Here is a 21,999-nt window from a genome sequence, read left to right as displayed (position 1 = left end):
CTGCCTACATTGAACGCATCCCGTTCGTTGTTGAACCGGATCGAACATTCACAGGAGACGAAATGGCAGGAGTTCTGGAAGGAAAGGTCGTGCTCGTGACCGGCGCGGGCCGGGGCGTGGGACGCGAGATCGCGCTGCTGGCGGCGCGGCAGGGTGCGAGCGTGGTGGTCAACGACCTCGGCGGCGCGTCCGACGGCGAAGGCGAGGGCACGATCGATCCCGCCTCGGAGGTGGTGAACCTGATCCGCGCCGAGGGTGGCAAGGCGGTGGCCAACGGCGACAGCGTGTCGAATGCCGACGCCGCGGCGCGCATGGTGCAGGCCGCGATCGACAACTTCGGCCGGCTCGACGGCGTGGTCAACAACGCGGGCATCCTGCGCGACCGCATGTTCCACAAGATGAGCACGCTCGACTGGCAGCAGGTGATCGACGTGCACCTGCAGGGCACCTACCACGTGAGTCGCGCGGCCGCGATGCTGTTCCGCGAGCAGCAGTCGGGCGCCTACGTGCACATGACCTCGGCCGCGGGGCTGGTCGGCAACATCGGCCAGACCAACTACTCGGCCGCCAAGCTCGGCATCGTCGGCATCTCGCGCTCGATCGCGCTCGAGATGGCGCGCTGCCACGTGCGCTCCAACTGCGTCTCGCCCTGGGCCTGGAGCCGCCTGATCGGCACCCTGCCCGCGGAGACCGAGGAGCAGAAGCGCCGGCTCGAGCGCTTCAAGCAGATGACGGCCGACAAGATCGCGCCGATGGTCGTGTACCTGCTGTCGGACCTCGCCGCGGCGGTGAGCGGCCAGATCTTCGGCGTGCGCAAGAACGAGATCATGCTGTTCAGCCAGCCGCGGCCGCTGCGCACCGTGCACCGCTCGGAGGGCTGGACCGTCGAGAGCATCGCCGAGCACGCCATGCCCGCGATGCAATCCAGCCTGGTGCCGATGGAGAGCGCGCGCGAGGCTTTCGCATGGACGCCGGTGTGAGTCGCGCGATGGCCTTCGATCCCGACAAGCTGCTGCAGCGCCGCTTCGTGCCGGTGGCGCAGAGCTACACCGCCAAGGACTCGATCCTCTACGCGCTGGGCCTGGGCTTCGGCCGCGACCCGCTCGATGCGCGCGAGCTGCCCTTCGTCTACGAGGAACGGCAGCAGGCCGTGCCGACCCAGGCCGCCGTGCTCGGTTATCCGGGCTTCTGGATGAAGGAGCCCGACACCGGCATCGACTGGCGCAAGGTGCTGCATGCCAGCCAGTCGGTGCAGCTGCACCGGCCGCTCGCGCCGGCCGCCACCGTGATCGGGCGCACGCGCGTCAAGGCGATCCTCGACAAGGGGCCCGAGGTGGGGGCGCTGTTCTTCGTCGAGCGCACGCTCGAGGACAGCGACGGCGAACTGCTGGCCACGGTGGAGCAGGCCGTGATGGCGCGCGGCAACGGTGGCTTCGGCGGCGCGAGCGGCCCGTCGCCCGCCGCCGCCAAGGTGCCCGACACGCCGCCCGACCATGTGTGCGACCTGCCGACCTCGCCCTCGCAGGCGCTGCTGTACCGGCTCTCGGGCGACCTGAATCCGCTGCATGCCGACCCCGAGGTGGCGCGCGTCGGCGGCTTCGAGCGGCCGATCCTGCATGGCCTGTGCACCTACGGCATCGCCTGCCATGCGCTGCTGCGCACGCTGTGCGGCTACGTGCCGCAGCGGCTGCGGCGCATCGACACGCGCTTCACCTCGCCGGTGTATCCGGGCGAGACGATTCGCGTCGAGATCTGGGGCTCGCAGGGCGAGGTGCGCTTTCGCGCGACCGCGCTGGAGCGCCAGGTCATGGTGCTGAACAACGGCCTGGCCGTGATCGACGCGGCCGCGGGAGGCCCGCGATGAACGGCATCGTGGCTTTCGGTGCCTACGTTCCGCGGCTGCGCCTGCAGCGCGAGGCCGTGGTGCGCGCCAACGCCTGGTTCGACGGATCGCTGGCGGCGCACCGCGCGGGCGAACGCGCCATGTGCAACTTCGACGAGGACGCGGTCACGATGGCGGTGGAGGCCGCGCGCGACTGCCTCGGCGCGCTCGACGCGGCGAAGGTCGACGACCTGCAGCTGGCCTCGACCTCGCTGCCCTATGCGAGCCGCCTGAACGCGAGCATCGTCGCGCAGGCGCTGAACCTCGGCGAGGAGGTCGGCGCGATCGACGTCACCGGCTCGCAGCGCGGCGCCACCTCGGCGCTGATGCAGGCCCTGCGCGGCGGCGCGGGCCGCCGCACCCTGGTGGTCGCGAGCGACCGGCGCAAGGCCAAGGTGGCCAGCGCGCAGGAACTGCTGTACGGCGATGCGGCCGCGGCGGTGCTGGTCGGCGACGGCGAGGTCATCGCGCGGCCGCTGGCCCTGGTGAGCCGCACGGTCGACATGGCCGACCACTACCGCGGTGCCGGCGCCGCCACCGACACCTACTGGGAGGAGCGCTGGATCCGCGAGGAGGGCCATCTGCGGCAGGTGCCGCCGGCCATCGCGGATGCGCTCGCGCAGGCCGGGCTGACCGCGGCGCAGGTCGACCTGCTGTGCATCGCGCTGCCGCACAAGGGCGTTCCGCAGCGCCTGGCCAAGCTCGCGGGCATCGCCCCCGAGCGCCTGCACGACACGCTCGCCGCGAGTGTCGGCAATGCCGGCGCGGCCCATCCGCTGCTGATGCTCGCGCATGCGCTGGGCGAGGCGGCACCGGGCCAGGTGCTGGTGCTGGTGGCCTTCGGGCAGGGCGTGGACGTGCTGGTGCTGCGCACCACCGAGGCGCTGCGCGCGCGGCCGCCGCGCACCGGCGCGCAGGGCTGGCTGGCGCGCGGCAGCGCCGAGCACAACTACATGAAGTTCCTGGTGTTCAACGACCTGCTGCCGCTGGAGCGCGGCATGCGCGCGGAGAACGACAAGCTCACGCCGCTGAGCGTGGAGTACCGCCACCGCAAGACGGTGCACGGCTTCGTCGGCGGCCGCTGCGGCGCCTGCGGCACCGCGCAGTGGCCGCGCACCGACATCTGCGTCAACCCGGCCTGCGGCGCCACCGGCACGCAGCAGGACCTGCCGTTCGCCGACACGCCGGCGCGCGTCATGACCTACACCGCCGACCGGCTGGCCTACTCGCCGAGCCCGCCGGCCTGCTACGGCATGGTGCAGTTCGAGGGCGGGGGGCGGCTGATGATGGATTTCACCGACGTGGACGAGCAGCAGCTCGCCGTCGGCCTGCCGATGCGCATGAGCTTCCGCATCAAGGCCGTCGACACCGCCCGCGGCTACGTCCGCTATTTCTGGAAGGCGGCCGTCGCAGGTCCGCAGGAGAACACGCATGGCAACGGGAATTCGTGACAAGGTCGTCATCCTCGGCATGGGCTGCTCGCGCTTCGGCGAGCGCTGGGACTGCAGCGCCGAGAACCTCGCGGTGGAGGCCTTCACCGAATGCCTGGCCGACGCGGGCATCGGCAAGGAGCAGCTGCAGGCCGCCTGGCTCGGCATGGGCATCGAGACGCAGCACCTGGGCAGCGGCGGCGTGCCGCTGGGCGTGACCTTGCGGCTGCCGAACATCCCGGTGTCGCGCGTGGAGAACTTCTGCGCCTCGGGCTCGGAGGCATTGCGCGGCGCGGCCTATGCGGTGGCATCGGGCGCCTGCGACTTCGCGCTGGCCTTCGGCATCGAGAAGCTCAAGGACACCGGCTACGGCGGCCTGCCGCAGCGCCCGCGCGGCCCGTTCAACGACATGGTGTGGCCCAACATCAGCGCGCCGGGCTCGTTCGCGCAGCTGGCCAGCGCCTACCGCGCCAAGCACCGCATCGACGCGAAGGACCTCAAGCGCGCGATCGCCCACGTGTCGGTGAAGAGCCATGCCAACGCGGGCCGCAATCCCAAGGCCCACCTGCGCAACCCGATCACCATGGACGACGTCATCCACTCGCCGATGATCGCCGAGCCGCTGGGCCTGTACGACTGCTGCGGCGTGTCCGACGGCGCGGCCTGCGCCATCCTGACCACGCCCGACATCGCGCGCGGCCTGGGCAAGAAGGACCTGGTGGCGCTGAAGGCGCTGCAGCTCGCGGTCTCCAGCGGCAGCGAGGCCTCGTTCGACGACTGGGACGGCAGCTACTTCCAGACCACGCGCGTGGCCTCGGCGCGCGCCTACGAGGAGGCCGGCATCCGCCGCCCGCGCGAGCAGATCGACCTGCTCGAGGTGCACGACTGCTTCTCCATCACCGAGCTGGTGACCATGGAGGACATGCACATCTCGCCCGAGGGCCGCGCCTCGCACGACGTGCTCGACGGCTTCTACGACGCCGACGGCACCATGCCCTGCCAGATCGACGGCGGCCTCAAGTGCTTCGGCCATCCGATCGGCGCGACGGGCCTGCGCATGGCCTACGAGATGTACCTGCAGATGCAGGGCCGCGCCGGTGCCCGCCAGCGCAGCGACGACCCGTCCCTCGGCGTGATCCACAACCTGGGCGGCTTCCCCTGGCAGAACGTGTGCAGCGTGTCGGTGCTGGGCAAGTACGGCGCCTGACGTGGCGCCGGACGAAAAACACGAAGGAGACATACCGTGCTGATGGACGAATACCGATCGCCCTGGCGAACGCCCGAGGTCGAGCAGTTCCAGGAAACCGCGCGCCGCTTCTGGACGGCCGAGCTGATCCCCCACGTGGAACGCTGGGAAGCCCAGGGCCACATCGACCGCGGCGTGTGGAGGCGCCTGGGCGAGATGGGCTTCCTGCTGGCCGACCTGCCCTCCGGCTACGGTGGCGGCGATGGCGACTACGCGCACCTGGCCGCGCTGGTGGAGACCAGCGCCGCGTGCGGCTTCGGCCCGGGCTTCGGCCCGCACTACATCGTGGGCCACTACCTGCATCACTACGGCAGCGAGGCGCAGAAGCGGCGCTGGCTGCCGGGCATGGCCAGCGGCGACATCGTGGCCTCGATCGGCATGTCCGAGCCCGGCGCGGGCTCCGACCTGCAGGGCATCCGCACGCGGGCGCGGCGCGATGGTGAGCACTACGTGATCGACGGCTCGAAGACCTTCAACACCAACGGCCACCATGCCGACCTGGTGATGCTGGCGGTGAAGACCGACGCGGCGCTCGGCGCGAAGGGCGTGTCGCTGCTGATGGTCGAGACGCGCGATCTCGCGGGCTTTCGCCGCGGCGCGCCGCTCGACAAGATCGGCCTGAAGGCGCAGGACACGGTGGAGCTGTTCTTCGACCAGGTGCGGGTGCCGGTGTCGAGCCTGCTGGGCACGGGCGAGGGGCAGGGCTTCGCGCAGATGATGTCGCAACTGCCCTACGAGCGCATGCTGATCGGCATCCGGGCCGTCTGCAACATGGAGCGCGCGCTCGAGCTCACGCTGGCGCACGTGCACCAGCGCCAGGCCTTCGGGCAGTCGCTGTTCAAGCTGCAGAACACGCGCTTCGAGCTGGCCGAGATGAAGACCGAGGCCACGCTGGCGCGGCTGTTCGTCGACCAGTGCATCGGCTGGCAGCAGGAGGGGCGGCTCGACGCGGCCACCGCCGCGATGGCCAAGTGGTGGGGCACGCAGAAGGAGTGCGAGACCATCGACCGCTGCCTGCAGCTGTTCGGCGGCTACGGCTTCATGCGCGAGTACCCGATCGGGCGCATGTTCGTCGATTCGCGCGGCCAGAAGATCTACGGCGGCGCCAACGAGGTGATGAAAGAGATCATCGCCCGCCAGCTGGTGCCCCGATGAGCGCCGAGAACCACACCGGGAGCGGCCCGCTCGCGGGCCTGCGGGTGCTCGACATCGCGACCGTGCTGGCCGGCCCCTTCGCCGCCACCCTGCTGGCGGACTACGGCGCCGACGTGCTCAAGCTCGAGCTGCCCGGCAAGGGCGACGGCATGCGCGCCTTCCCGCCCTTCAAGGACGGCAAGAGCATCTGGTGGAAGGCGGCGCAGCGCGGCAAGCGCTTCGGCACGCTCGACCTGCGCCGGCCCCAGGGGCTCGCGCTCTTCAAGCAGCTGCTGCCGCAGTTCGACGTGCTGATCGAGAACTTCCGACCCGGCACGCTCGACCGCTGGGGCCTGGGCAAGGAGGTGCTGTGGGCGCTGAAGTCGAACCTCGTGATCCTGCGCGTCACCGGCTTCGGCCAGACCGGGCCCTATTCGGAGCGCCCCGGCTTCGCGCGCATCTTCGAGGCCATGGGCGGGCTGACCACGGTCACCGGCCACGCGGACGGCGAGCCGATGCACGCGGGCGTACCGCTGGGCGACTCGATCGGCGGGCTGTTCGGCGCCCTCGGCATCCTGACCGCGCTGTGGCCGCGCGCGCGCGATCCCTCGCTGCCGGGCGAGGAGATCGACCTCTCGCTGACCGAGTGCATCACGCGGCTGCTGGACTTCATGCCCGGCGTCTACGAACAGCTCGGCACCGTGCCCACGCGCAGCGGCAACCGCAGCCCCTATTCGGCGCCCTCGGCCGTCTATCGCACGCGCGACGACCGCTGGGTGTCGATGGCGGGCTCGATCAACTCGATGTTCGCGAACAACTGCTGCGCCATCGGCCGGCCCGAGCTGATCGACGACCCGCGCTTCGCCGACAACGCGAGCCGCGTGGTGCACGAGCAGGAGCTCAACCGCATCTTCATCGACTGGTGCGCGGCGCGCGATCTCGAGGAGGTGCTGGCCGCCTTCGCGCAGGCCGGCGGCACGCTGGCGCCGATCTACGGCATCGACCAGGTGGTGAGCGATCCGCAGGTGCGCGCGCGGCGCTCGATCGTGCCGGTGCCCGACCGCGACTTCGGCAGCCTCCAGATGCCGGCGGTGGTGCCGCGCTTCGCCGGCAGCCCGAGCGTGCCGCGCCACGCGGGCGCGGCGCTCGGGCAGGACAACGCGCAGGTGTACCGCGAGCTGCTCGGCCTGCCCGACGACACGCTCGCGCAGTTGCGCGCCGACGGCGTGATCTGACCCCCTCACGAGAACGAACGGAGACAGGACATGAAATCACTCGCGCGCCTGCGGGCGCTGCTCGGAGGGCTGCTGGCCGCGCTGTGCGCCGGCACCGCGGCCTGGGCCGCCCCCTACCCGGAACACCCCGTGCGCCTCGTCGTGCCGTACCCGGCGGGCGGCGCCACCGACGGCGCGATCCGGGTGCTGGCCGAGCGGCTCGGCGCCGCCTGGGGCCAGCCCGTCATCGTGGACAACCGGGCCGGCGCCTCGGGCCGGCTGGGCCTCGCGTTGGTGGCCAAGAGTCCGCACAGCTACAACTTCGTGGCCGCCACCAACTCGACCATCAGCGACGAGCTGACGCGCGGCGGCGATGGTTCCTTCCTGCTGGCGCGCGACCTCGTGCCCGTGGTCACCATCTTCACGACGCCGGTCGCGCTGCTGGTGCACACCGGCACGGGCGTCGACAGCATGGCGCAGTACATCGCGCTGGCGCAGCGGCGCTCGGGCGCCGTGAGCTTCGGCTCCAGCGGCGAGGGCACCAGCACCCACTTCTACGGCGAGCTGCTCAAGCGCGAGAGCCGCATCGACATCACGCACATTCCCTTCGCGGGAGAGGGGCCCAACCTCACCGAGCTGCTGGGCGGGCACATCCAGAGCGCCTTCCTCAGCGCCTCGGGCGCGAAGAAGGCGCAGCAGACCGGCAAGACCAGGATCCTCGCGATCACCACGCCCGGCGGCTCGATGCTGTTGCCCGGCGTTCCTAGCTTCACGCAGCTGGGCATCGCGGGGCTCGACCGCGATTCGTGGGTCGGCCTGTTCGCGCCGCTGGGCACGCCGCAGGCGGTGCGCGACGAGGTGGCGCGCGAGGTCCGCAAGGCCTTCGCCGTGCCCGAGGTGCGCGAGCGCTACGTGCAGCTCGGCCTGATCGCCGAGGGCGGAACGCCGCAGGAGCTCGAGCAGCGCGTGCAGGCCGACCGGGCCTACTGGACGCGCGTGGTGCAGGAGACGGGCATCAAGCTCAAGTAGCGCGGCGCCCGCACGGGCCTACCAGCGGTAGGTCGCCGTCGCCAGCACCTTGCGCGGCTCGCCGTAGTAGCAGCTGCCCGAGCTGCAGTTCGCGACGTAGTTGCGGTTGCCCAGGTTGCGCAGGTTCAGCGCGAGGCTCCAGCGCTCGAAGTCGTAGCCCAGCAGCGCGTCGAACACGGTGTACGAGGGCACGGGCACCGGCGTGCTCTGCTGGTAGCCGCGGTTCGAGCCCATGAAGCGCGCGCCCAGGCCGAGCTTCACGCCGTTGGCGAAGCGGTAGTCGGCCCACACCGAGAGCTGGTTGCGCGACACCGCCTGCATCTGCTTGCCGATCTCGCTGGGCGTGCTGCTGGCCGTGACCTCGGCCGTGGGCGTGTAGGTGTAGGCGGCCGTCACGTTCATGCGCGGCAGGGGCTCGAACGAGGCCTCGAGCTCGAGGCCGCGCACCAGGATCTCGCCGGTCTGGCGCGGCGTGTAGTCGGCGTCGTAGGTGATGTAGTTCTGGCGCCGCAGGTCGAACACGGCGGCGCTGTACTTGTCCTTGCGGCCCGCGGGCTGGTAGCGCACGCCCACCTCGTACTGGCGGCCGGTCTCGGGCTTCAGCGGCTGGTTGGTCTGCGGGTCGACCGTGACCGTGGGCGAGAACGACTCCGAGTAGCTGAAGTAGGGCGCCCAGCCGCTCGGATGCAGGTAGACCAGGCCCGCGCGGCTGGTGAACTTGTGGTCGTCGATGCGCGTGGTCGAGCCGTCGATGTGGCTGAAGGACACGGCGCGCGCGCTGTCGTAGCGGCCGCCCAGCGTGGCCACCCAGTCGCCCCACTTGATCTGGTCCTGCAGGTAGAAGCCGGTCTGCGACAGCGTGGTGCGGGCATCGAACCAGGGGTCGGCGGTGGTGGTGAGGCCGGTGCTCACCGGCAGGTAGCCGTCGATGTCGCTCACGGTGCCGCTGTTGGAGGTGCGCTGGTCGTTGCGCGAGCGCTGGTAGTCGAGGCCGACCAGCAGCGTGTGCTGCCAGTCGCCCCAGCGCAGCTTCGCCTGCAGCTGGTTGTCGATCGAGGCGATGCGCGCGGCCTCCTTGCTCGCGAACGGGAAGCGGCTCAGCACGCGGTAGTTGGCGGGGCTGTCCGGGTTGTCGGCATCCACGGTCACGAAGCTGGGCTGGTTGTAGACCTGCCCGTAGTCGACCTTGATCGAGCCGTAGCGCGCGTTCTGGCGAAAGCTCAGCGTGTCGCTCAGGCGATGCTCGAACAGGTAGCCGACCATCCACTGGTCCTGGTTGAAGCGGTCGAAGTTCGGGTCGCCGACGTAGGTCTTGCGCGAGAACTGGCCGTTGGGGTTGGGCAGCAAGGTGCCGACCTCGGGAAAGCTGCCGTACGAGCTGCCGTCGCGGATGCGCAGGTAGTGCGACAGCAGGGTGAGCGAGGTGTCGCCCGAGGGCTTCCAGGTCAGCGAGGGCGCGATGAAGCTGCGGTCGTTCGGCAGGCCGCTGGCCGGCAGGCTGGCATCGCGCAGCAGGCCCGTGAGGCGGTAGAGCAGCTTGCCCTCGGCATCGAGCGGGCCCGAGAAATCGCCCGCGATCTGGCGCCGCGCGTTGTCGCCGAACTGCAGCTGCAGTTCGCGCAGCGGCTGCGCGGTGGGGCGCTTGCTGACCACGTTGATCATGCCGCCCGGGCCGTTCTGCCCGTAGAGCACCGAGCTCGGGCCGCGCAGCACTTCCACGCGCTCGGTGCCGTAGCTCTCGGTCTGCCAGATGGCCCAGCCGTTGTTGTTGCGCAGCTGCAGGCCGTCGAGGTAGTAGCCGGGCGCCTGCGCGTCGAAGCCGCGCAGGATGGTCCAGTCGAAGCGCGAGTCGGCGCCCCAGGGCGAGACGTTGATGCCCGGCGTGTAGGCCAGCGATTCCTTGAGCCGGGTGGCGCCCGTGGCCTCGATGAAGTCGGAGGTGACGACCGAGATCGACTGCGGCGTCTCGATGATCGGCGTGTCGGTCTTGCTGCCGGCCGTGGCGCGCCGCGCGATGTAGCCGGGAACATGGCCGGTGGCGGTCTCCTCGGTGCCGGCCGTGACCACGATCGGCGGCAGCGCGCCGGTGTCGCCGGCCGATGCGCGCACCACGGTGAAGGCCGCGTCGCCGTTGCGCACGTAGCCCAGGCCGCTGCCCGCGAGCACGCGCTCGAGCGCCTGCTGCAGCGTGACGGCGCCGCGCACCGCGGGCGCGGTGCGGCCCTCGAGCAGCGAGCTCTCGCCGCCGATGGCGATGCCGTACTGGCGCGACAGCACGCCCAGGCTCTGGGCCAGCGGCTGGGCCGGCAGCGCGAGCTGCAAGGTGGTCGACGGGGCCGCCGGCGCGCCCTGCGCACGCGCGGGGCCGCCCATCGCGAGCAGCGCCGAGGCGATGGCGCAGGCGAGGGCCGCGGCCTGGAGGGAATCGATGCGGGGGCGCCGCGGGGTCTGCTGGTTCATGTACGAAGGTCCTGGAGCTGGTTTGCTACAGAAGACCAGCGAGACGCCGCGTACCCCCCAAAAATAATCAAAACTTTTTTCAGGGCCGCCGCGCCGTGCCGGCGGCATGGCCCACGATCCGCGTGCCGCCGTCGGCCAGGCGCTGCGTGCGCACCGGCAGCATCACCGGCAGCGCGCCCACGAAGGCCTGCGGATCGCGCAGCCGGTAGCTGCCGGTCACGCGCAGCTCGCGCAGCGCGGGGTCGTCGGCCAGCTGCAGCGGCTGGCGCAGGTAGTCGTTCCAGCGCGCCACGGCCTCGGGCAGGCGCGTGTTGCGGAACACCAGCCAGCCCTGCCGCCAGTCGGCCACCTCGCCGACGTCGACGCTGGTGCGCGGACCCAGCCCGCGCGCGTCGGCCTCGATGGCCTCGCCGGCCTGCAGCACGGTGCTGGGGGCGGCCGCCTCGTCCTGCCCGGCCCCCCAGACCGCGACCCGGCCCTCGGCCACCGCGAGGCGCATGCGGCCCTCGCGCACCGACACCGTGAACACGGTGCCGAGCACGCGCACGCGGCCCCAGTCGGTGCTCACGGTGAAGGGGCGCTCGGCATCGCGCGCGACCGCGAAGCGTGCCTCGCCGCGCGCCAGGTGCACCGTGCGGCGGTCGCGGTAGAGCAGAACACGCAGCGCCGTGTTGGCCGCCAGGTCGAGCGTGCTGCCGTCGGGCAGCGCATGGGCCAGGGTCTGGGCCTGGCCGGTGCTCGGCATCGCCTCGTAGACTGGTTGTTGCCAGTACCAGCGTCCGCCGGCACCGGCCAGCGCGGCCAGGCCGGCCACGCCCAGCAGGCCGATCGTGCGGCGCCGCGCGCGCCGTTCCTGCGCGGCGCTCGGCGGCATCGGCAACTGGCCGCGAAGCGCGCCGTCGTCGACCGCGTTCCAGATCCGGTGCGCGGTCGCCGCGGCATCGGCGTTGGCGGGCGACAGCGCGCGCCAGCGGCCCAGCTCGGCCTGCGCGGCGTCGGCGGCCTCGGGGCTGCCGCGGTGGATGCGGCCGATCAGCGTCAGCGCATGCTCGACCAGCGCGCGCGGCGCGCGTCGTTCGTCGGCGCCGAGCAGGGGTTGTGCGCGCGCGGCCATGGTCAGTCCGTTCCCCCGCCGTAGCCCGCGCAGTCGAGCAGGGCGCGCGTCATGTGGTGCTCGACCGCCTTCTCGCTGATCTCCATGTGGGCCGCGGTCTGCGCATAGCTGAGGCCGTGGATGCGCACGAGGATGAAGGCATGGCGGCGCTTGCGCGGCATGGCCTCGAGCAGCGCGACCAGTCGCTGCAACTGCTGCCGGGCCGCCACGTGGCGTTCCACCGAGGGCGCGCTGTCGGGCGCGACCAGCGCCAGCGTGTCGAGCATGCGCAGCTCGGCGGCGCGGCGCGCGGCCTGGGTGGCGAGCAGGTTGCGGCCGGTCTGGTAGAGCAGCGCGCGCGGTTCGAGCACCAGGCCGCCCGCGTCCTGGTGGCCGAGCACGCGCGCGTAGGCTTCCTGCACGAGGTCGGCGGCGGTGTCGCCATCGCCGGCCTTGCGGGTGAAATAGCGCAGCAATTCTCTGTGGTAGCGCTCGAGCACGGTACACCTCAGCCGGTGTGGAAACAGGGAACTCCCGTCTTGGCTGAGATGTGGCGGCGGCTGATCCGTGGCGCGGGAGAGGGAGCGGAAATTATAGGGAGGGGCCGTGTCAGCCTGTCTTGCGCTGCATCTTGCGCGCCGTCTCCACCACCACCGCGCGCAGCGACTGCACCATCGGCTGCCCCTCCAGTTCCTTCAGCGTGAAGAAGCTCACCGGCGGCAGGTTCCAGCTCAGCCGGTAGGGCAGCGCGGCCCAGTGGCCGGCCTGTTCCATCTCGGCCACCACGTCGCGCGCGAGGATGGCGATGGCGTTGGGCTCGGTGCGCAGCACCGTCTCCATGCTGCGGATGGCGGTGGTCTCGAGCATGGGCACCGGCGGCTGCACGCCGGCGCCGACGAAGATCGCGTTGTAGGTGCGGCGCATCGGCGTGTTCGGCGGCGGCAGGATCCAGTCGAGCTGCGCGAGCCGGGCCCAGTCGAGCGGCCCGCGCGAGAGCCGCTTCGCGCTCTTGGCCGACACCACCAGGCAGGGCTCCTGCTGGTGGATCGCTTCCTGCACCAGGCCGGTGGCGTCGCCGTCGTACGAACGGCCGATCGCACAGTCGAGCTCGCGCGCGAGCAGGCCGGCCACCAGTTCGTCGGTGGTGCCCTCGCGCGTCATCACCGCCATGCGCGGCGTGCGGTCGAGCAGGTGCGCGAGCGCGGCCGACAGCAGCTGCTGCGGCACCTGCTGCGTGAGGCCCAGGCGCAGCCGGCCGCCGCGGCCCGCCTCGAGCGAGGTCAGCACGCGCGTGGTGGCCTCGAGCTCGGCGAGCCAGCGCCGCGCGTAGTGCAGCACCGCCTCGCCGGCCGCGGTCGGTACCAGGCCGCGGCTGCTGCGCTCGAACAGCCGGTTGCCGAAGATGTCCTCGGTTTCGCGCAGCGCCTTGGTGATCGCGGGCTGGCTCAGCCGCATCTCGGCCGCCACGCGGCCCAGCGTGCGGTGCCGGTCGATGGCCTGCAGCAGCGAGAGCTGGCGCAGCTTGAGGCGCGAGAGCAGCGCGTGCTGCAGGTCGGCGGCGGGGTCGCGGGCGGTCGGGGAGGCCATAACCGTCAGGTTATCGCCCGATCAGAATTTAGTCCACTTTGGTGAATCGCGAGGCCTAGACTTTTCTCCATGCCCGCAGCCACCGCCACGACGCTCATGGCCACCTTGGCCGATCTCCTCGACGCGCTCGACGCAGCGCGCGATGCCGACGAGGCGCTGCGCCGGATCGATCGCTGCCGGCGCGAGCTCGTGCCCGGCAGCATCTTCAGCATCCAGCAGAACGTGACGACCGAAGACGACCCGCCCGGCGAGATCCGGCTGCGCCGTTTCTATTCGTCGGAGGCGCACCGCTACCCCGTCAACGGCGCCAAGCGCAAGACGCACACGAGCTGGACCGACCGCCTGTTCCGCCAGGGCCGCGTGTTCGTGGGCGAGGGCACGCAGGTGCTGGCGCGCCACTTCGACGACTTCGAGCAGATGCGGCCCGCGGGCCTGTGCAGCGTGGTCAACGTGCCGCTGCTGCAAGGCGCGCAGTGCTTCGCCACCTTCAACGTGTTCGGCATCCGCGAGCGCTGGCAGCCCGACGAGGTGCTCGGTATCCGCCTGCTGGCGCTGGCCGCCGCGCGCTGGGTGCCGGTCGCGCCCGGTCTCGCCTACCGCTTCGCCGCCGACGCGGTGCCGATCGATCTCCCCGCTCTTTCTCCTGAAGTGAAGGCCTGACCATGCAATCCAAGAACCTCGTCGTGATCGTCGGCGGCGGCCCCGTGGGCCTGTCGATGGCGATCCTGCTGCAGCGCTTCGGCGTCGACTTCGTGCTGCTCGAGCGCAGCCCGACCACCACCGACCATCCCAAGGCGCGCGGCACCTACACGCGCACGATGGAGATCTTTCGCCAGTGGGGCATCGACGGCCTGATGAAGCGCCATGCGCTGCCCGACGGCGCCGACTTCTTCGCCTTCTGCGAATCGATGACCGGCCACGAATGGGGCCGCACCAACCCCGAGCCGAACCTCGGCCATTCGCCGTGCTGGAAGATCATCCAGTCGCAGGACACGGTGGAGCAGGAGCTGCTCGCCCATGCGCGAAAGAGCGAGGTCGGCCGCTTCCTGTTCGGCCACGAGTTCCTGCACTACGCCGAGAGCGCCGACGGCATTGCCGTGACCGGCCGCCGGCTCGACACCGGCGAGACCCTGACCTGGCAGGCCCGGTACCTGATCGCGGCCGACGGCGCCGCGAGCTCGGTGCGGCGCCAGGCCGACATCGAGATGCGCGGGCCGGCCACGCTGGCCGTGATGGCCAACGAGTTCTGGCAGGCCGATCTCTCGCAGGTGCGCGACTCGGCCACCTGTGCCGGCTGGCGCGTCTACGCCAAGGAGTCGCCGTACCCGATCACCACCGTGCTCAACACCAACGGAAAGGACCGCTGGCTCAACCTGCTGCCGGTGGGCCGCGAGACCGACGAGCGCACCGGCACGCGCAGCGACGCCGAGGTGGTGCAGCTCGCGCGCACCGTCTCGGGCGTGCCCAACCTCGAGGTGAAGGTCATCAACCGCTCGGTGTGGCGCATGAGCCGCCAGGTGGCCGCGAACTTCCGGCGCGGCCGCGTGCTGCTGGTCGGCGATTCGGCGCACCGCTTTCCGCCCAATGGCGGCTACGGCATGAACTCCGGCATCCAGGACGCGCACAACCTGGCCTGGAAGCTGGCCTTCGTGCTGAGCGGCCGCGCCAGCGCGCGGCTGCTCGACAGCTACGAGAGCGAGCGCCGGCCGATCGCCGAATCGAACGCCGACTTCAGCCTGCACAACGCGATGCGCTTCAACCACTGCGACGAGGCGCTGCGCTCGGGCAACCGCGAGCGCATCGAGTTCTGGATCCGCGACAGCGACAACCACATCCACAGCATCGGCCAGTCGCTGGGCTTCTGCTACGAGGACGGCGCCGTGATCCCCGACGGCACCGGCCGCCACGTGATGCGCGCGCGCTGGTACGAGCCGGCCGACAAGCCCGGCATGCGCTTTCCGCACCTGTGGCTGGACCTCGCGCGGCGCCACACCACGCTCGACTGGTTCGACCGCGAGTTCGTGCTCGTGGCCGGCCCGCGCGCCGATGCCTGGATGGAGGCGGCGCGCCAGGTGTCGGGCCGCAACGGCCGCGTCGTGCAGGCGCGCCAGCTCGAGGACGCGCACGAGAAGGACGGCCTGCTGCTGGGCCAGCACGGCGCGGTGCTGGTGCGGCCCGACGGCCACGTCGCTTTCCGCATGCCGTGGACGCCGACGGACCCGGCCGCCGAGCTGTCGGCCGTGCTGTCGAAGCTGCTGGACTGACGCCATGCCCGTCACCGCGCTGCACCACTTCACGATCCGCTGCACGCCCGCGGAGCTGCCGCCGCTGCTGGACTTCTACACGCGCGTGCTGCGCCTGGAAGCCGGCGCGCGGCCCGAGATTCCCGCGCCCGGCGCCTGGCTCTATGCCGAGGGCCAGCCCATCGTGCACCTGTTCGCCCATCTCGCGACGGCCGATGCGCCGCCGCAGCCGCCCACGGGCCACGTCGACCACATCTCGTTCCGTGCCCACGGGCTGCGCGAGATGCGAGCGCACCTGCGTGCGCTCGACGTGCCCTTCGCCGAGGCGCCTATTCCGGGCTGGGACATCCACCAGCTCTTTCTGCATGACCCGCGCGGACTGAAGATCGAGATGACCTTCTGGCTGGACCGCGAGGAAGAACCATGGGAGGACGCGGCATGACCGAGTTCGTGCAGGCCGGCGAGGTCCGCATCGCCTTCGACCGCGCGGGCCAGGGGCCGGCGCTGCTGCTGATGCATGGCGCGGAAGCCTCGCGCCAGATGTTCGCCGCGCTGGTGCCGCATCTGGCGAAGCAGTTCACCGTGATCGCCTACGACCAGCGCGACTGTGGCGACACGGAAGCGCCCGAGCGCGCGGCCACGCTGGCGGACCTCGCGAACGACGCGCAGCAGCTCGTGAAGGCGCTGGGCCTCAAGCGCGCGCATGTGTTCGGCTCCTCTTTCGGCGGCCGCGTGGCGCAGGCGCTCGCGCTGCTGCATCCGCGCGCGGTCGACCGGCTCGTGCTCGGCAGCACCTGGCCGCTGCCGCGCCCCTATGAAGAGCTGTGCCCCGATGCGCGCCGCCTGGCCGAGTTGCGCCGCGGCCTGCCCGGCACGGCCGAGGAGCTCGCGACCTGGTTCTTTCCCGAGGCCTTTCTCGCGCAGCACCCCGAGCTGCGCCGCGTGTTCGCCACCGCGCGGCCCGAGACCGCGCGCTCGGCGCGGCGCATGGCGACCGTCGCCACCACCTTGGCGCAGGGCGTGGCCGACATCGTCGCGCCGACCCTGGTGCTCGCCGGCGAGCTCGACCGCGTGGTGCCGCCGACCGTGACGCTCGCGATGGCCGGCCGCATCCGCGGCGCCGATGCCGTGCTGCTGCCCGCCATCGGCCACGTGACCGCGATGCAGGCGCCCGAGGTGCTCGCGCGCCACATGGTCCGTTTCCTGAACCCCGAAGGAGTCCACGCATGAATGCCGTCCTGGAACCCGAGATTGCCGCCGCGGCGCCCGCCGGCAAGGAGGACTACATCCGCGTCGAGGGCCTGTCGAAGACCTTCGGCGGTGGCAGCGAGGGCGTGCTCGCGCTGAAGCAGATCGACTTCGGCATCCGCCAGGGCTCCTTCGTCACCATCGTCGGCCCGAGCGGCTGCGGCAAGAGCACGCTGCTGCGCATCCTGGCCGGCCTGCTCGACTACGAGGTCGGCACCGTGCTGCTCGACGGCCAGCCGATCCGAGGCACGCGGCGCGACGTGGGCGTGGTGTTCCAGAGCTCGATCCTGCTGCCCTGGCGCAGCATCCTCGAGAACGTGATGCTGCCGGCCGAGGTGCTGGGCCTCGACAAGGCGAAGGCGCGCGAGCGCGCGATGCAGCTGCTCGCGATGGTGCGGCTCGAGGGCTTCGAGCACAAGCTGCCGCGCCAGCTCAGCGGCGGCATGCAGCAGCGCGCTTCCATCGCGCGGGCGCTGCTGCACGACCCCAAGATCCTGCTGATGGACGAGCCCTTCGGCGCGCTCGACGCGATGACGCGCGAGCGCATGAACCTCGAGCTGCAGCGCATCTGGATGGAGAGCGGCAAGACCGTGGTGCTGATCACGCACTCCATTCCCGAGGCCGTGTTCCTCGGCGACCGCGTGTTCGTGATGTCGCCGCGCCCCGGCATGCTCGAGCGCGTGCTGCCCATCGACCTGCCGCGCCCGCGCGGCATGGAGGCGATGTCGCATCCGGCCTTCGCGGCCGCGACCGCTTCGATCCGCGAGCGCTTCTCGCATGCCGCTTCCTTCGATTGAGAGAAAGGCCGACGCCATGACCACCGCCCTGTTGAGTTCCGAGGCCGCGCCCCTATCGGCCAAGCCACCGCGCCCGCGCCGCACCAACCCGCTGGCCTCGCCGCGCGTGCAGTCGATCCTGCTGCTGATCACGCTGCTCGGTTCGTGGGAAGGCGCCGTGCGGCTGTTCAAGGTGCCGAGGCACCTGGTGCCGCCGGTCAGCGACATCGCGATCGCGCTGTGGCGCGGCCTCGCCACCGGGCCGTTCGCGAAGGACGGCTTCTGGTACCACGGCGGCATCACGCTGGCCGAGATCCTGCTGGGCTTCTTCGTCGGCGGTGGCATCGGGCTGGCGATCGGCATCGTGGTCTCGCAGATGCCGCGGCTCGAGCGCCTGCTCGAGCCCTACGTGGCCGCGCTGCAGAGCGTGCCCAAGGTGGCGGTGGCGCCGATCATCGTGGTCTGGCTGGGCTTCGGCATCAGCTCCAAGGTGATGATCATCTGCCTGCTGACCTTCTTCCCGGTGCTGGTGACCAGCATCGCGGGCTTCAAGGCCGTGGACCCGGACCGCATCGACCTGCTGCGCTCGCTGTCGGCCACGCCGTGGCAGATCTTCCGCAAGGCCAAGTTCCCGAGCGCGCTGCCCTACATCTTCGCGGGCCTCAACATGGCCGCGGCCTTCAGCGTGGTCGGCGCCGTGGTGGGCGAGTTCGTCGGTGCCCAGGCCGGGCTCGGCGTGCTGATCCTGCAGATGGAAGCCCAGGCCGACAGCGGCGGCAGCTTCGCCGTCTGCGTCGTGCTCTCGGTGATCGGCATCGCGCTGACCAGTGCCCTGCGCCGCGTGCAGCAGCGCGTGCTGCACTGGATGCCCGCCGATGCCTCGCAGCGCACGGTCAACGTCTGATCCCTTCCTTCCTCTTTTTTTCTCTTTCCATCTCGAAACGTCCGGCGCGACGCCGGTGAGGAGCGAACCATGTGGACACGACGCGATTTCGGCCTGGGCCTCGGCGCCCTGGGATTGACGGGCAGCCTGCCGGCCCTGGCGCAGAAGCTGCGCGTGATGAAGGTGGCGAACACCGCCGGCGTCAACGATCCGCAGCAGTGCTTCGTGACCGCGGGCCAGCATCCGCGGCTGAACTTCTACAAGCCCGAGGGCGTGGATGTCGAGTACGTCAACATGTCGAGCATGACGCAGGCGCTGCAGAGCCTGCGCGCCGGCCACGTCGACTACGGGCCCGCCGTGCCCGGCATCCTGCTGCCCGCGATGGCGAAGGACCCGGGGCTCGATCTCGTGAGCGTCTACAAATGGCTGCCGCGCAATGCCAACGTCGTCGTCGTCAAGCCCGGCAGTTCGATCCGCTCGGTGGCCGATCTCGCGGGCAAGCGCATCGGCGTGCGCAGCCAGGGCGACACCGGCATCGTCGTCACCCGCACCATGCTGGCCGAGCTGGGCCTGAAGGACGACCGATGCGAGTACATCGCCATCGGCGACGGCGCGCCGGCCGGCGCGGCGATCGACAACGACCGCGTCGACGCGATGGTGGCCTTCGACACCGCGGCCGCGCGCGTCGAACTCGTCGGCACCAAGCTGCGCTATGTGCCGCTCACGCCGAAGTTCGCGCAGTTCGGCTCGGGCTGGCTGTGCGTGCCGCGCGAGCTGCTGAAGAAGGAGCGCAAGGCCCTGGTGGGCCTGTTCCGCGGCATGGCCAAGTCCACCCTGTTCGCACACCACAACCTCGAGGCCGGCATCGACCTGCACTGGGCCGTGTATCCCGAGAGCCGGCCCAAGGGCCGCAGCGAGGACGAGGCACGCAAGGAGCTGGCCTTCATCCTCAAGGACCGTCGCAACAGCTGGATGCGCCGGCCCGACGATCCCGATCAGCGCATCGGCGCTTCGTCGCTGGCCGAGTGGAAGTCCAACATCGAGATGGCCGTGGACGGCAGCAGGAACCCGAAGCTGGCCGACGAACTCGGCGACCCGAACCGGCTGTTCACCAACGAGCTGATCGACGAGGTCAACGCCTTCGACAGGCAGGCGGTGGTGGAGATGGCGAAGTCGTTCAGGCTGTAGCCGACCCGGCTCAAGCCATGTAGCCGAGGTCGCGGATGTCGGCGCGCACCGACTCGCGGTCGGAGCCATACAGCGGCAGGCTGGCCAGCAGCTCGAGCCGCCGCCGCATCGAATAGAGCGTCTGCAGCGCCTTGTGCGCCGCCTCTTCGGGATCGGCGATGGCTGCCGTGTCGGGATAGGCCCACAGCGCGGTATGCGGCTGGCCGGGCCAGGCCGGCTGCAGGCGATCGATGTCGGCATCGAGCGCGATCACGAACTCGGCCTCGAAGCCGCGCGCGGGCACGAACTCGTTCCAGCCGCGCGGCTTGATCTCGGGTAAGGGAATACCCGCGGTGCGCAGCGCCGACACGGCCGCCGGGTCCACCGCCGCGCCGACGCGCAAGGGCTGGCCGCAGGAGCGGGCATGGAAGCGTTTTTCGGCGATGTGGGTGAGACAGGCCTGCGCCATGATGCTGCGCAGCGTGTTTCGTCGGGAGACGAAGAGCACGTTGATTTTTCTGTGCATGACTGCGGAATGTAGCGCGGGCTTGGCTGGCTTGCTCGGAGCGCGATTCGATGGTCGCTTGTGCGGCGGACCGTGCCGGGTCTTGTCCATCGCGCGGCCTCGGCGCCTCGGTGGGCGCGCCAGCCGAGCTAAGACGTTGCTTTGCAAAGCGGACTGGTAGGACGCAACCCATTGAGCAGGCCAGTGCAGGCGTCCACCAAGTCGTCGAAATGATGCAGCAAGATGTCCGGCGCGAGTTCGACTGCTGGAATTTCGCTGTAACCGAAGTCGACAAGAATCAGCGGTGTCCCGGCCGCCCGCGCGGCGCCGGCGTCGGTGTCCGCGTCGCCGACCATGACGGTGCGCGCGAGATCGCCGCCCACTGCCGCCACAGCTTCGATCAAGTGGGCCGGATCGGGTTTCATCGCGGAGACTGCGTCCATCCCCACCACGCCGTCGAACAATCCCACCATGTCGAGCTTGGTCAACAAGCTGCGCGACAGATCGGTGGGCTTGTTCGTGCAGATGACAAGCTTGGCGCCAGCTGCCTTCAAGGTCTGCAGGGCGTCGATCACGCCCGGAAACGGACGGCTCTCATCTGCAACATGAGCGCCGTAGTGGCTGATGAATCGACCAAACAGTGCAGCTGCGCGGGCAGACGGATCCTCCGCACCGGCCTCGGCAAGACCCCACTGCAGCAGCCAACGGGCGCCGCGACTGATGAAGGGCCGGCCCTGCTCGTAGGCCAAGGGCCTGAAGCCCTCCGCGATCAGGACCGCGTTCACGGCACCGATCAGGTCGGGAGCCGATTCGACAAGGGTTCCGTCGAGGTCGAAAGCGATGGTCGACCCGTGAAGGGCGGCAAGGGCGGTCACTGTCAGGCTCCTCTTCCGGCTAAGTCAACTGGAAACAGAGCTTGGTTGTAAGGTTCTTCAAGTCAGAAGCGCGCGGTGCGCGGCCAGAGAACGACGAGTAAGCGGGCCAAACGTCACCTCATTGGAGACGGAGGCAACGCATTGCCGTAAGCAGCGATGAGCAGGATCCGCATCATCCCTTGGATGCCACGCCTGTACGACCTTTTCCGATGGCACGACGACAGGTAGCTTAAAGATCTCAAGCCCTAGTGCCTTCACTACGGTGCGAGCCAATGGCTCGGGCACGCAAGCAATCATTGTTGATCGCGCCGTGGCCAGTAGCGCACCGTACGCACTCGGTACGGTCAGGATGGGATGACGGGCGAAACCTGCCTCTTCAAGGACGACGTCAATCGATTCTGATACGCGCCCGCGTTGGGCGATGGCTACATGCTTGTGCGATGCGAACTTCTTCGGTGTCATACGCGACGACAGCAAGGGGTGGCCAGCCTTGACGACGCCGACGACGTGCTGTTCGTAGAGCAAGGATGTTTGAATCTCAGGCCCGCGGTCGATGAGCACCCCTACATCTAGATCGATGCGCCCGTCGCGTAGAGCTGATGCATCGCTCTCACTCTCGGGGACAAAACGAAGCCTGATGAGTGGCATGCTCTTGTGCATTGCTTCGAGCAAGGCCGCGCCGTAGACGATTCCCATGCCCTCCGGAGCCCGAATCGTGAACTCTCGCTCGATCTCGGCCAATGGCACACCGCTCCCAGGCCGCATCAGGTCCTTGGCCTCTGCCACAAGCCGCCTTACCGATTCGCGCATCGCGCTGGCACGCGGCGTCGGTACCAGCTTCCGGCCGGCGCGAACGAGGATCGGATCGTCCAGTGCAACCCGAATTCTTGCCAGTGTGTGACTCATCGCCGGCGCGCTCAAATGCATCCTTTCAGCAGCGCCATTGACGCTCTGTGTACTTAGCAATGCGTCCAATGCTGCGAGTAGATTCAAATCCATGAATTCATTTCATGCAGATATGCTGTTCAAACAATGCACTGTACACAGTTATTGGCGTCATCGAAACTCGCGCTGCCTGTGATCGAAGTTGGACCGCAACACTCCTTGACCAACGCTAAAAAATACGGGATTGGAACATGGCCATTCGGGCGTGAACGTCTCTCGTCAGACGATCCCGATGTTCGGCTGCCCTTTCCCACCTGAACCCCGGTTCGGGATAGCGGCCCG

The 21,999-nt window shown here is 70.0% G+C and carries 21 protein-coding genes; 14 read left to right on the top strand and 7 right to left on the bottom strand.

Annotated elements, in window-relative coordinates:
- The first annotated feature begins 62 nt into the window (after positions 1-62).
- Genes AC07RV_RS06905 through AC07RV_RS06875 form a run of 7 tightly spaced genes read left to right on the top strand, consistent with a single transcriptional unit; the run spans position 63 to position 7,935 of the window.
- Positions 63-980 carry an SDR family NAD(P)-dependent oxidoreductase gene (locus tag AC07RV_RS06905; protein ID WP_296786880.1) on the top strand — a complete coding sequence of 306 codons (918 nt, stop codon included), beginning with the start codon at positions 63-65 and terminating at the stop codon, positions 978-980.
- An 8-nt stretch (positions 981-988) separates the two neighbouring features.
- A complete protein-coding gene (locus tag AC07RV_RS06900; protein ID WP_296786877.1) occupies positions 989-1,864 on the top strand; it encodes a MaoC/PaaZ C-terminal domain-containing protein in 876 nt (291 codons plus the stop codon).
- Positions 1,861-3,333, top strand: a complete 1,473-nt coding sequence (locus AC07RV_RS06895) for a 3-oxoacyl-[acyl-carrier-protein] synthase III C-terminal domain-containing protein (protein WP_296786874.1) — start codon at positions 1,861-1,863, stop codon at positions 3,331-3,333. The genes AC07RV_RS06900 and AC07RV_RS06895 overlap by 4 nt, the downstream gene beginning before the upstream one ends.
- The gene (locus AC07RV_RS06890) at positions 3,314-4,519 is read left to right on the top strand and encodes an acetyl-CoA acetyltransferase (protein ID WP_093346284.1); all 1,206 of its coding nucleotides are present in this window, start codon (positions 3,314-3,316) and stop codon (positions 4,517-4,519) included. The genes AC07RV_RS06895 and AC07RV_RS06890 overlap by 20 nt, the downstream gene beginning before the upstream one ends.
- A gap of 42 nt (positions 4,520-4,561) precedes the next feature.
- Positions 4,562-5,713 carry an acyl-CoA dehydrogenase family protein gene (locus AC07RV_RS06885; RefSeq protein WP_296787050.1) on the top strand — a complete coding sequence of 384 codons (1,152 nt, stop codon included), beginning with the start codon at positions 4,562-4,564 and terminating at the stop codon, positions 5,711-5,713.
- Complete coding sequence (locus AC07RV_RS06880) at positions 5,710-6,927, top strand: CaiB/BaiF CoA transferase family protein (RefSeq protein ID WP_296786872.1); 1,218 nt, start codon at positions 5,710-5,712, stop codon at positions 6,925-6,927. The genes AC07RV_RS06885 and AC07RV_RS06880 overlap by 4 nt, the downstream gene beginning before the upstream one ends.
- A gap of 30 nt (positions 6,928-6,957) precedes the next feature.
- Positions 6,958-7,935, top strand: coding sequence for a Bug family tripartite tricarboxylate transporter substrate binding protein (locus AC07RV_RS06875; protein ID WP_296786870.1), 978 nt, complete (start codon positions 6,958-6,960; stop codon positions 7,933-7,935).
- Positions 7,936-7,953: 18 nt separating this feature from the next.
- On the opposite strand, the gene AC07RV_RS06870 is transcribed toward AC07RV_RS06875, so the two are convergent.
- From AC07RV_RS06870 to AC07RV_RS06855, 4 genes are all read right to left on the bottom strand, one after another.
- Positions 7,954-10,395: a TonB-dependent siderophore receptor gene (locus AC07RV_RS06870; protein ID WP_296786867.1), complete on the bottom strand. Its 2,442-nt coding sequence runs from the start codon at positions 10,393-10,395 to the stop codon at positions 7,954-7,956.
- Between the two features lie 79 nt (positions 10,396-10,474).
- Positions 10,475-11,509 (bottom strand): FecR family protein, encoded by a 1,035-nt coding sequence (locus AC07RV_RS06865; protein ID WP_296786864.1) that lies wholly within the window; start codon positions 11,507-11,509, stop codon positions 10,475-10,477.
- A 2-nt stretch (positions 11,510-11,511) separates the two neighbouring features.
- Positions 11,512-11,988, bottom strand: coding sequence for an RNA polymerase sigma factor (locus AC07RV_RS06860; protein ID WP_261206277.1), 477 nt, complete (start codon positions 11,986-11,988; stop codon positions 11,512-11,514).
- 109 nt (positions 11,989-12,097) lie between these two features.
- Complete coding sequence (locus AC07RV_RS06855; protein ID WP_208509359.1) at positions 12,098-13,075, bottom strand: LysR family transcriptional regulator; 978 nt, start codon at positions 13,073-13,075, stop codon at positions 12,098-12,100.
- Positions 13,076-13,144: 69 nt separating this feature from the next.
- Between AC07RV_RS06855 and AC07RV_RS06850 the strand changes: the two genes are divergently transcribed.
- The 7 genes from AC07RV_RS06850 (at position 13,145) to AC07RV_RS06820 (ending at position 19,413) form a co-directional block, all read left to right on the top strand.
- Positions 13,145-13,735 carry a GAF domain-containing protein gene (locus AC07RV_RS06850; RefSeq protein WP_296786857.1) on the top strand — a complete coding sequence of 197 codons (591 nt, stop codon included), beginning with the start codon at positions 13,145-13,147 and terminating at the stop codon, positions 13,733-13,735.
- Positions 13,736-13,737: 2 nt separating this feature from the next.
- Positions 13,738-15,339, top strand: a complete 1,602-nt coding sequence (locus AC07RV_RS06845; protein ID WP_296786854.1) for an FAD-dependent monooxygenase — start codon at positions 13,738-13,740, stop codon at positions 15,337-15,339.
- Positions 15,340-15,343: 4 nt separating this feature from the next.
- Positions 15,344-15,760, top strand: a complete 417-nt coding sequence (locus AC07RV_RS06840) for a VOC family protein (RefSeq protein ID WP_057589999.1) — start codon at positions 15,344-15,346, stop codon at positions 15,758-15,760.
- Complete coding sequence (locus AC07RV_RS06835; protein WP_296786850.1) at positions 15,757-16,548, top strand: alpha/beta fold hydrolase; 792 nt, start codon at positions 15,757-15,759, stop codon at positions 16,546-16,548. Before AC07RV_RS06840 ends, AC07RV_RS06835 begins: the two co-directional genes overlap by 4 nt.
- Positions 16,545-17,363: an ABC transporter ATP-binding protein gene (locus AC07RV_RS06830; protein WP_296786847.1), complete on the top strand. Its 819-nt coding sequence runs from the start codon at positions 16,545-16,547 to the stop codon at positions 17,361-17,363. Before AC07RV_RS06835 ends, AC07RV_RS06830 begins: the two co-directional genes overlap by 4 nt.
- A gap of 16 nt (positions 17,364-17,379) precedes the next feature.
- Positions 17,380-18,246, top strand: a complete 867-nt coding sequence (locus AC07RV_RS06825; protein WP_296786844.1) for an ABC transporter permease — start codon at positions 17,380-17,382, stop codon at positions 18,244-18,246.
- Between the two features lie 69 nt (positions 18,247-18,315).
- The gene (locus AC07RV_RS06820; protein ID WP_296786839.1) at positions 18,316-19,413 is read left to right on the top strand and encodes an ABC transporter substrate-binding protein; all 1,098 of its coding nucleotides are present in this window, start codon (positions 18,316-18,318) and stop codon (positions 19,411-19,413) included.
- Between the two features lie 10 nt (positions 19,414-19,423).
- Here AC07RV_RS06820 and AC07RV_RS06815 read toward each other — a convergent pair whose 3' ends face one another.
- The 3 genes from AC07RV_RS06815 to AC07RV_RS06805 form a co-directional block, all read right to left on the bottom strand.
- A complete protein-coding gene (locus AC07RV_RS06815) occupies positions 19,424-19,918 on the bottom strand; it encodes an arsenate-mycothiol transferase ArsC (protein WP_296786837.1) in 495 nt (164 codons plus the stop codon).
- Between the two features lie 128 nt (positions 19,919-20,046).
- On the bottom strand, positions 20,047-20,772 hold the full coding sequence (gene gph, locus AC07RV_RS06810; protein WP_296786834.1) for a phosphoglycolate phosphatase: 726 nt from the start codon (positions 20,770-20,772) through the stop codon (positions 20,047-20,049).
- Between the two features lie 57 nt (positions 20,773-20,829).
- On the bottom strand, positions 20,830-21,771 hold the full coding sequence (locus AC07RV_RS06805; protein ID WP_093346325.1) for a LysR family transcriptional regulator: 942 nt from the start codon (positions 21,769-21,771) through the stop codon (positions 20,830-20,832).
- Between the last annotated feature and the right edge of the window lie 228 nt (positions 21,772-21,999).

Source organism: Variovorax sp. GW821-FHT09B01 (assembly GCF_059418345.1).
This window is presented reverse-complemented; position numbering and strand designations above follow the sequence as displayed.

Bases quoted from the DNA above. Each gene is read 5' to 3' on its own strand.
- AC07RV_RS06905 (WP_296786880.1), top strand. From the start codon at position 63: ATGGCAGGAGTTCTGGAAGGAAAGGTCGTGCTCGTGACCGGCGCGGGC.
- AC07RV_RS06900 (WP_296786877.1), top strand. From the start codon at position 989: ATGGCCTTCGATCCCGACAAGCTGCTGCAGCGCCGCTTCGTGCCGGTG.
- AC07RV_RS06895 (WP_296786874.1), top strand. From the start codon at position 1,861: ATGAACGGCATCGTGGCTTTCGGTGCCTACGTTCCGCGGCTGCGCCTG.
- AC07RV_RS06890 (WP_093346284.1), top strand. From the start codon at position 3,314: ATGGCAACGGGAATTCGTGACAAGGTCGTCATCCTCGGCATGGGCTGC.
- AC07RV_RS06885 (WP_296787050.1), top strand. From the start codon at position 4,562: ATGGACGAATACCGATCGCCCTGGCGAACGCCCGAGGTCGAGCAGTTC.
- AC07RV_RS06880 (WP_296786872.1), top strand. From the start codon at position 5,710: ATGAGCGCCGAGAACCACACCGGGAGCGGCCCGCTCGCGGGCCTGCGG.
- AC07RV_RS06875 (WP_296786870.1), top strand. From the start codon at position 6,958: ATGAAATCACTCGCGCGCCTGCGGGCGCTGCTCGGAGGGCTGCTGGCC.
- AC07RV_RS06870 (WP_296786867.1), bottom strand. From the start codon at position 10,395: ATGAACCAGCAGACCCCGCGGCGCCCCCGCATCGATTCCCTCCAGGCC.
- AC07RV_RS06865 (WP_296786864.1), bottom strand. From the start codon at position 11,509: ATGGCCGCGCGCGCACAACCCCTGCTCGGCGCCGACGAACGACGCGCG.
- AC07RV_RS06855 (WP_208509359.1), bottom strand. From the start codon at position 13,075: ATGGCCTCCCCGACCGCCCGCGACCCCGCCGCCGACCTGCAGCACGCG.
- AC07RV_RS06850 (WP_296786857.1), top strand. From the start codon at position 13,145: ATGCCCGCAGCCACCGCCACGACGCTCATGGCCACCTTGGCCGATCTC.
- AC07RV_RS06845 (WP_296786854.1), top strand. From the start codon at position 13,738: ATGCAATCCAAGAACCTCGTCGTGATCGTCGGCGGCGGCCCCGTGGGC.
- AC07RV_RS06840 (WP_057589999.1), top strand. From the start codon at position 15,344: ATGCCCGTCACCGCGCTGCACCACTTCACGATCCGCTGCACGCCCGCG.
- AC07RV_RS06835 (WP_296786850.1), top strand. From the start codon at position 15,757: ATGACCGAGTTCGTGCAGGCCGGCGAGGTCCGCATCGCCTTCGACCGC.
- AC07RV_RS06830 (WP_296786847.1), top strand. From the start codon at position 16,545: ATGAATGCCGTCCTGGAACCCGAGATTGCCGCCGCGGCGCCCGCCGGC.
- AC07RV_RS06825 (WP_296786844.1), top strand. From the start codon at position 17,380: ATGACCACCGCCCTGTTGAGTTCCGAGGCCGCGCCCCTATCGGCCAAG.
- AC07RV_RS06820 (WP_296786839.1), top strand. From the start codon at position 18,316: ATGTGGACACGACGCGATTTCGGCCTGGGCCTCGGCGCCCTGGGATTG.
- AC07RV_RS06815 (WP_296786837.1), bottom strand. From the start codon at position 19,918: ATGCACAGAAAAATCAACGTGCTCTTCGTCTCCCGACGAAACACGCTG.
- AC07RV_RS06805 (WP_093346325.1), bottom strand. From the start codon at position 21,771: ATGGATTTGAATCTACTCGCAGCATTGGACGCATTGCTAAGTACACAG.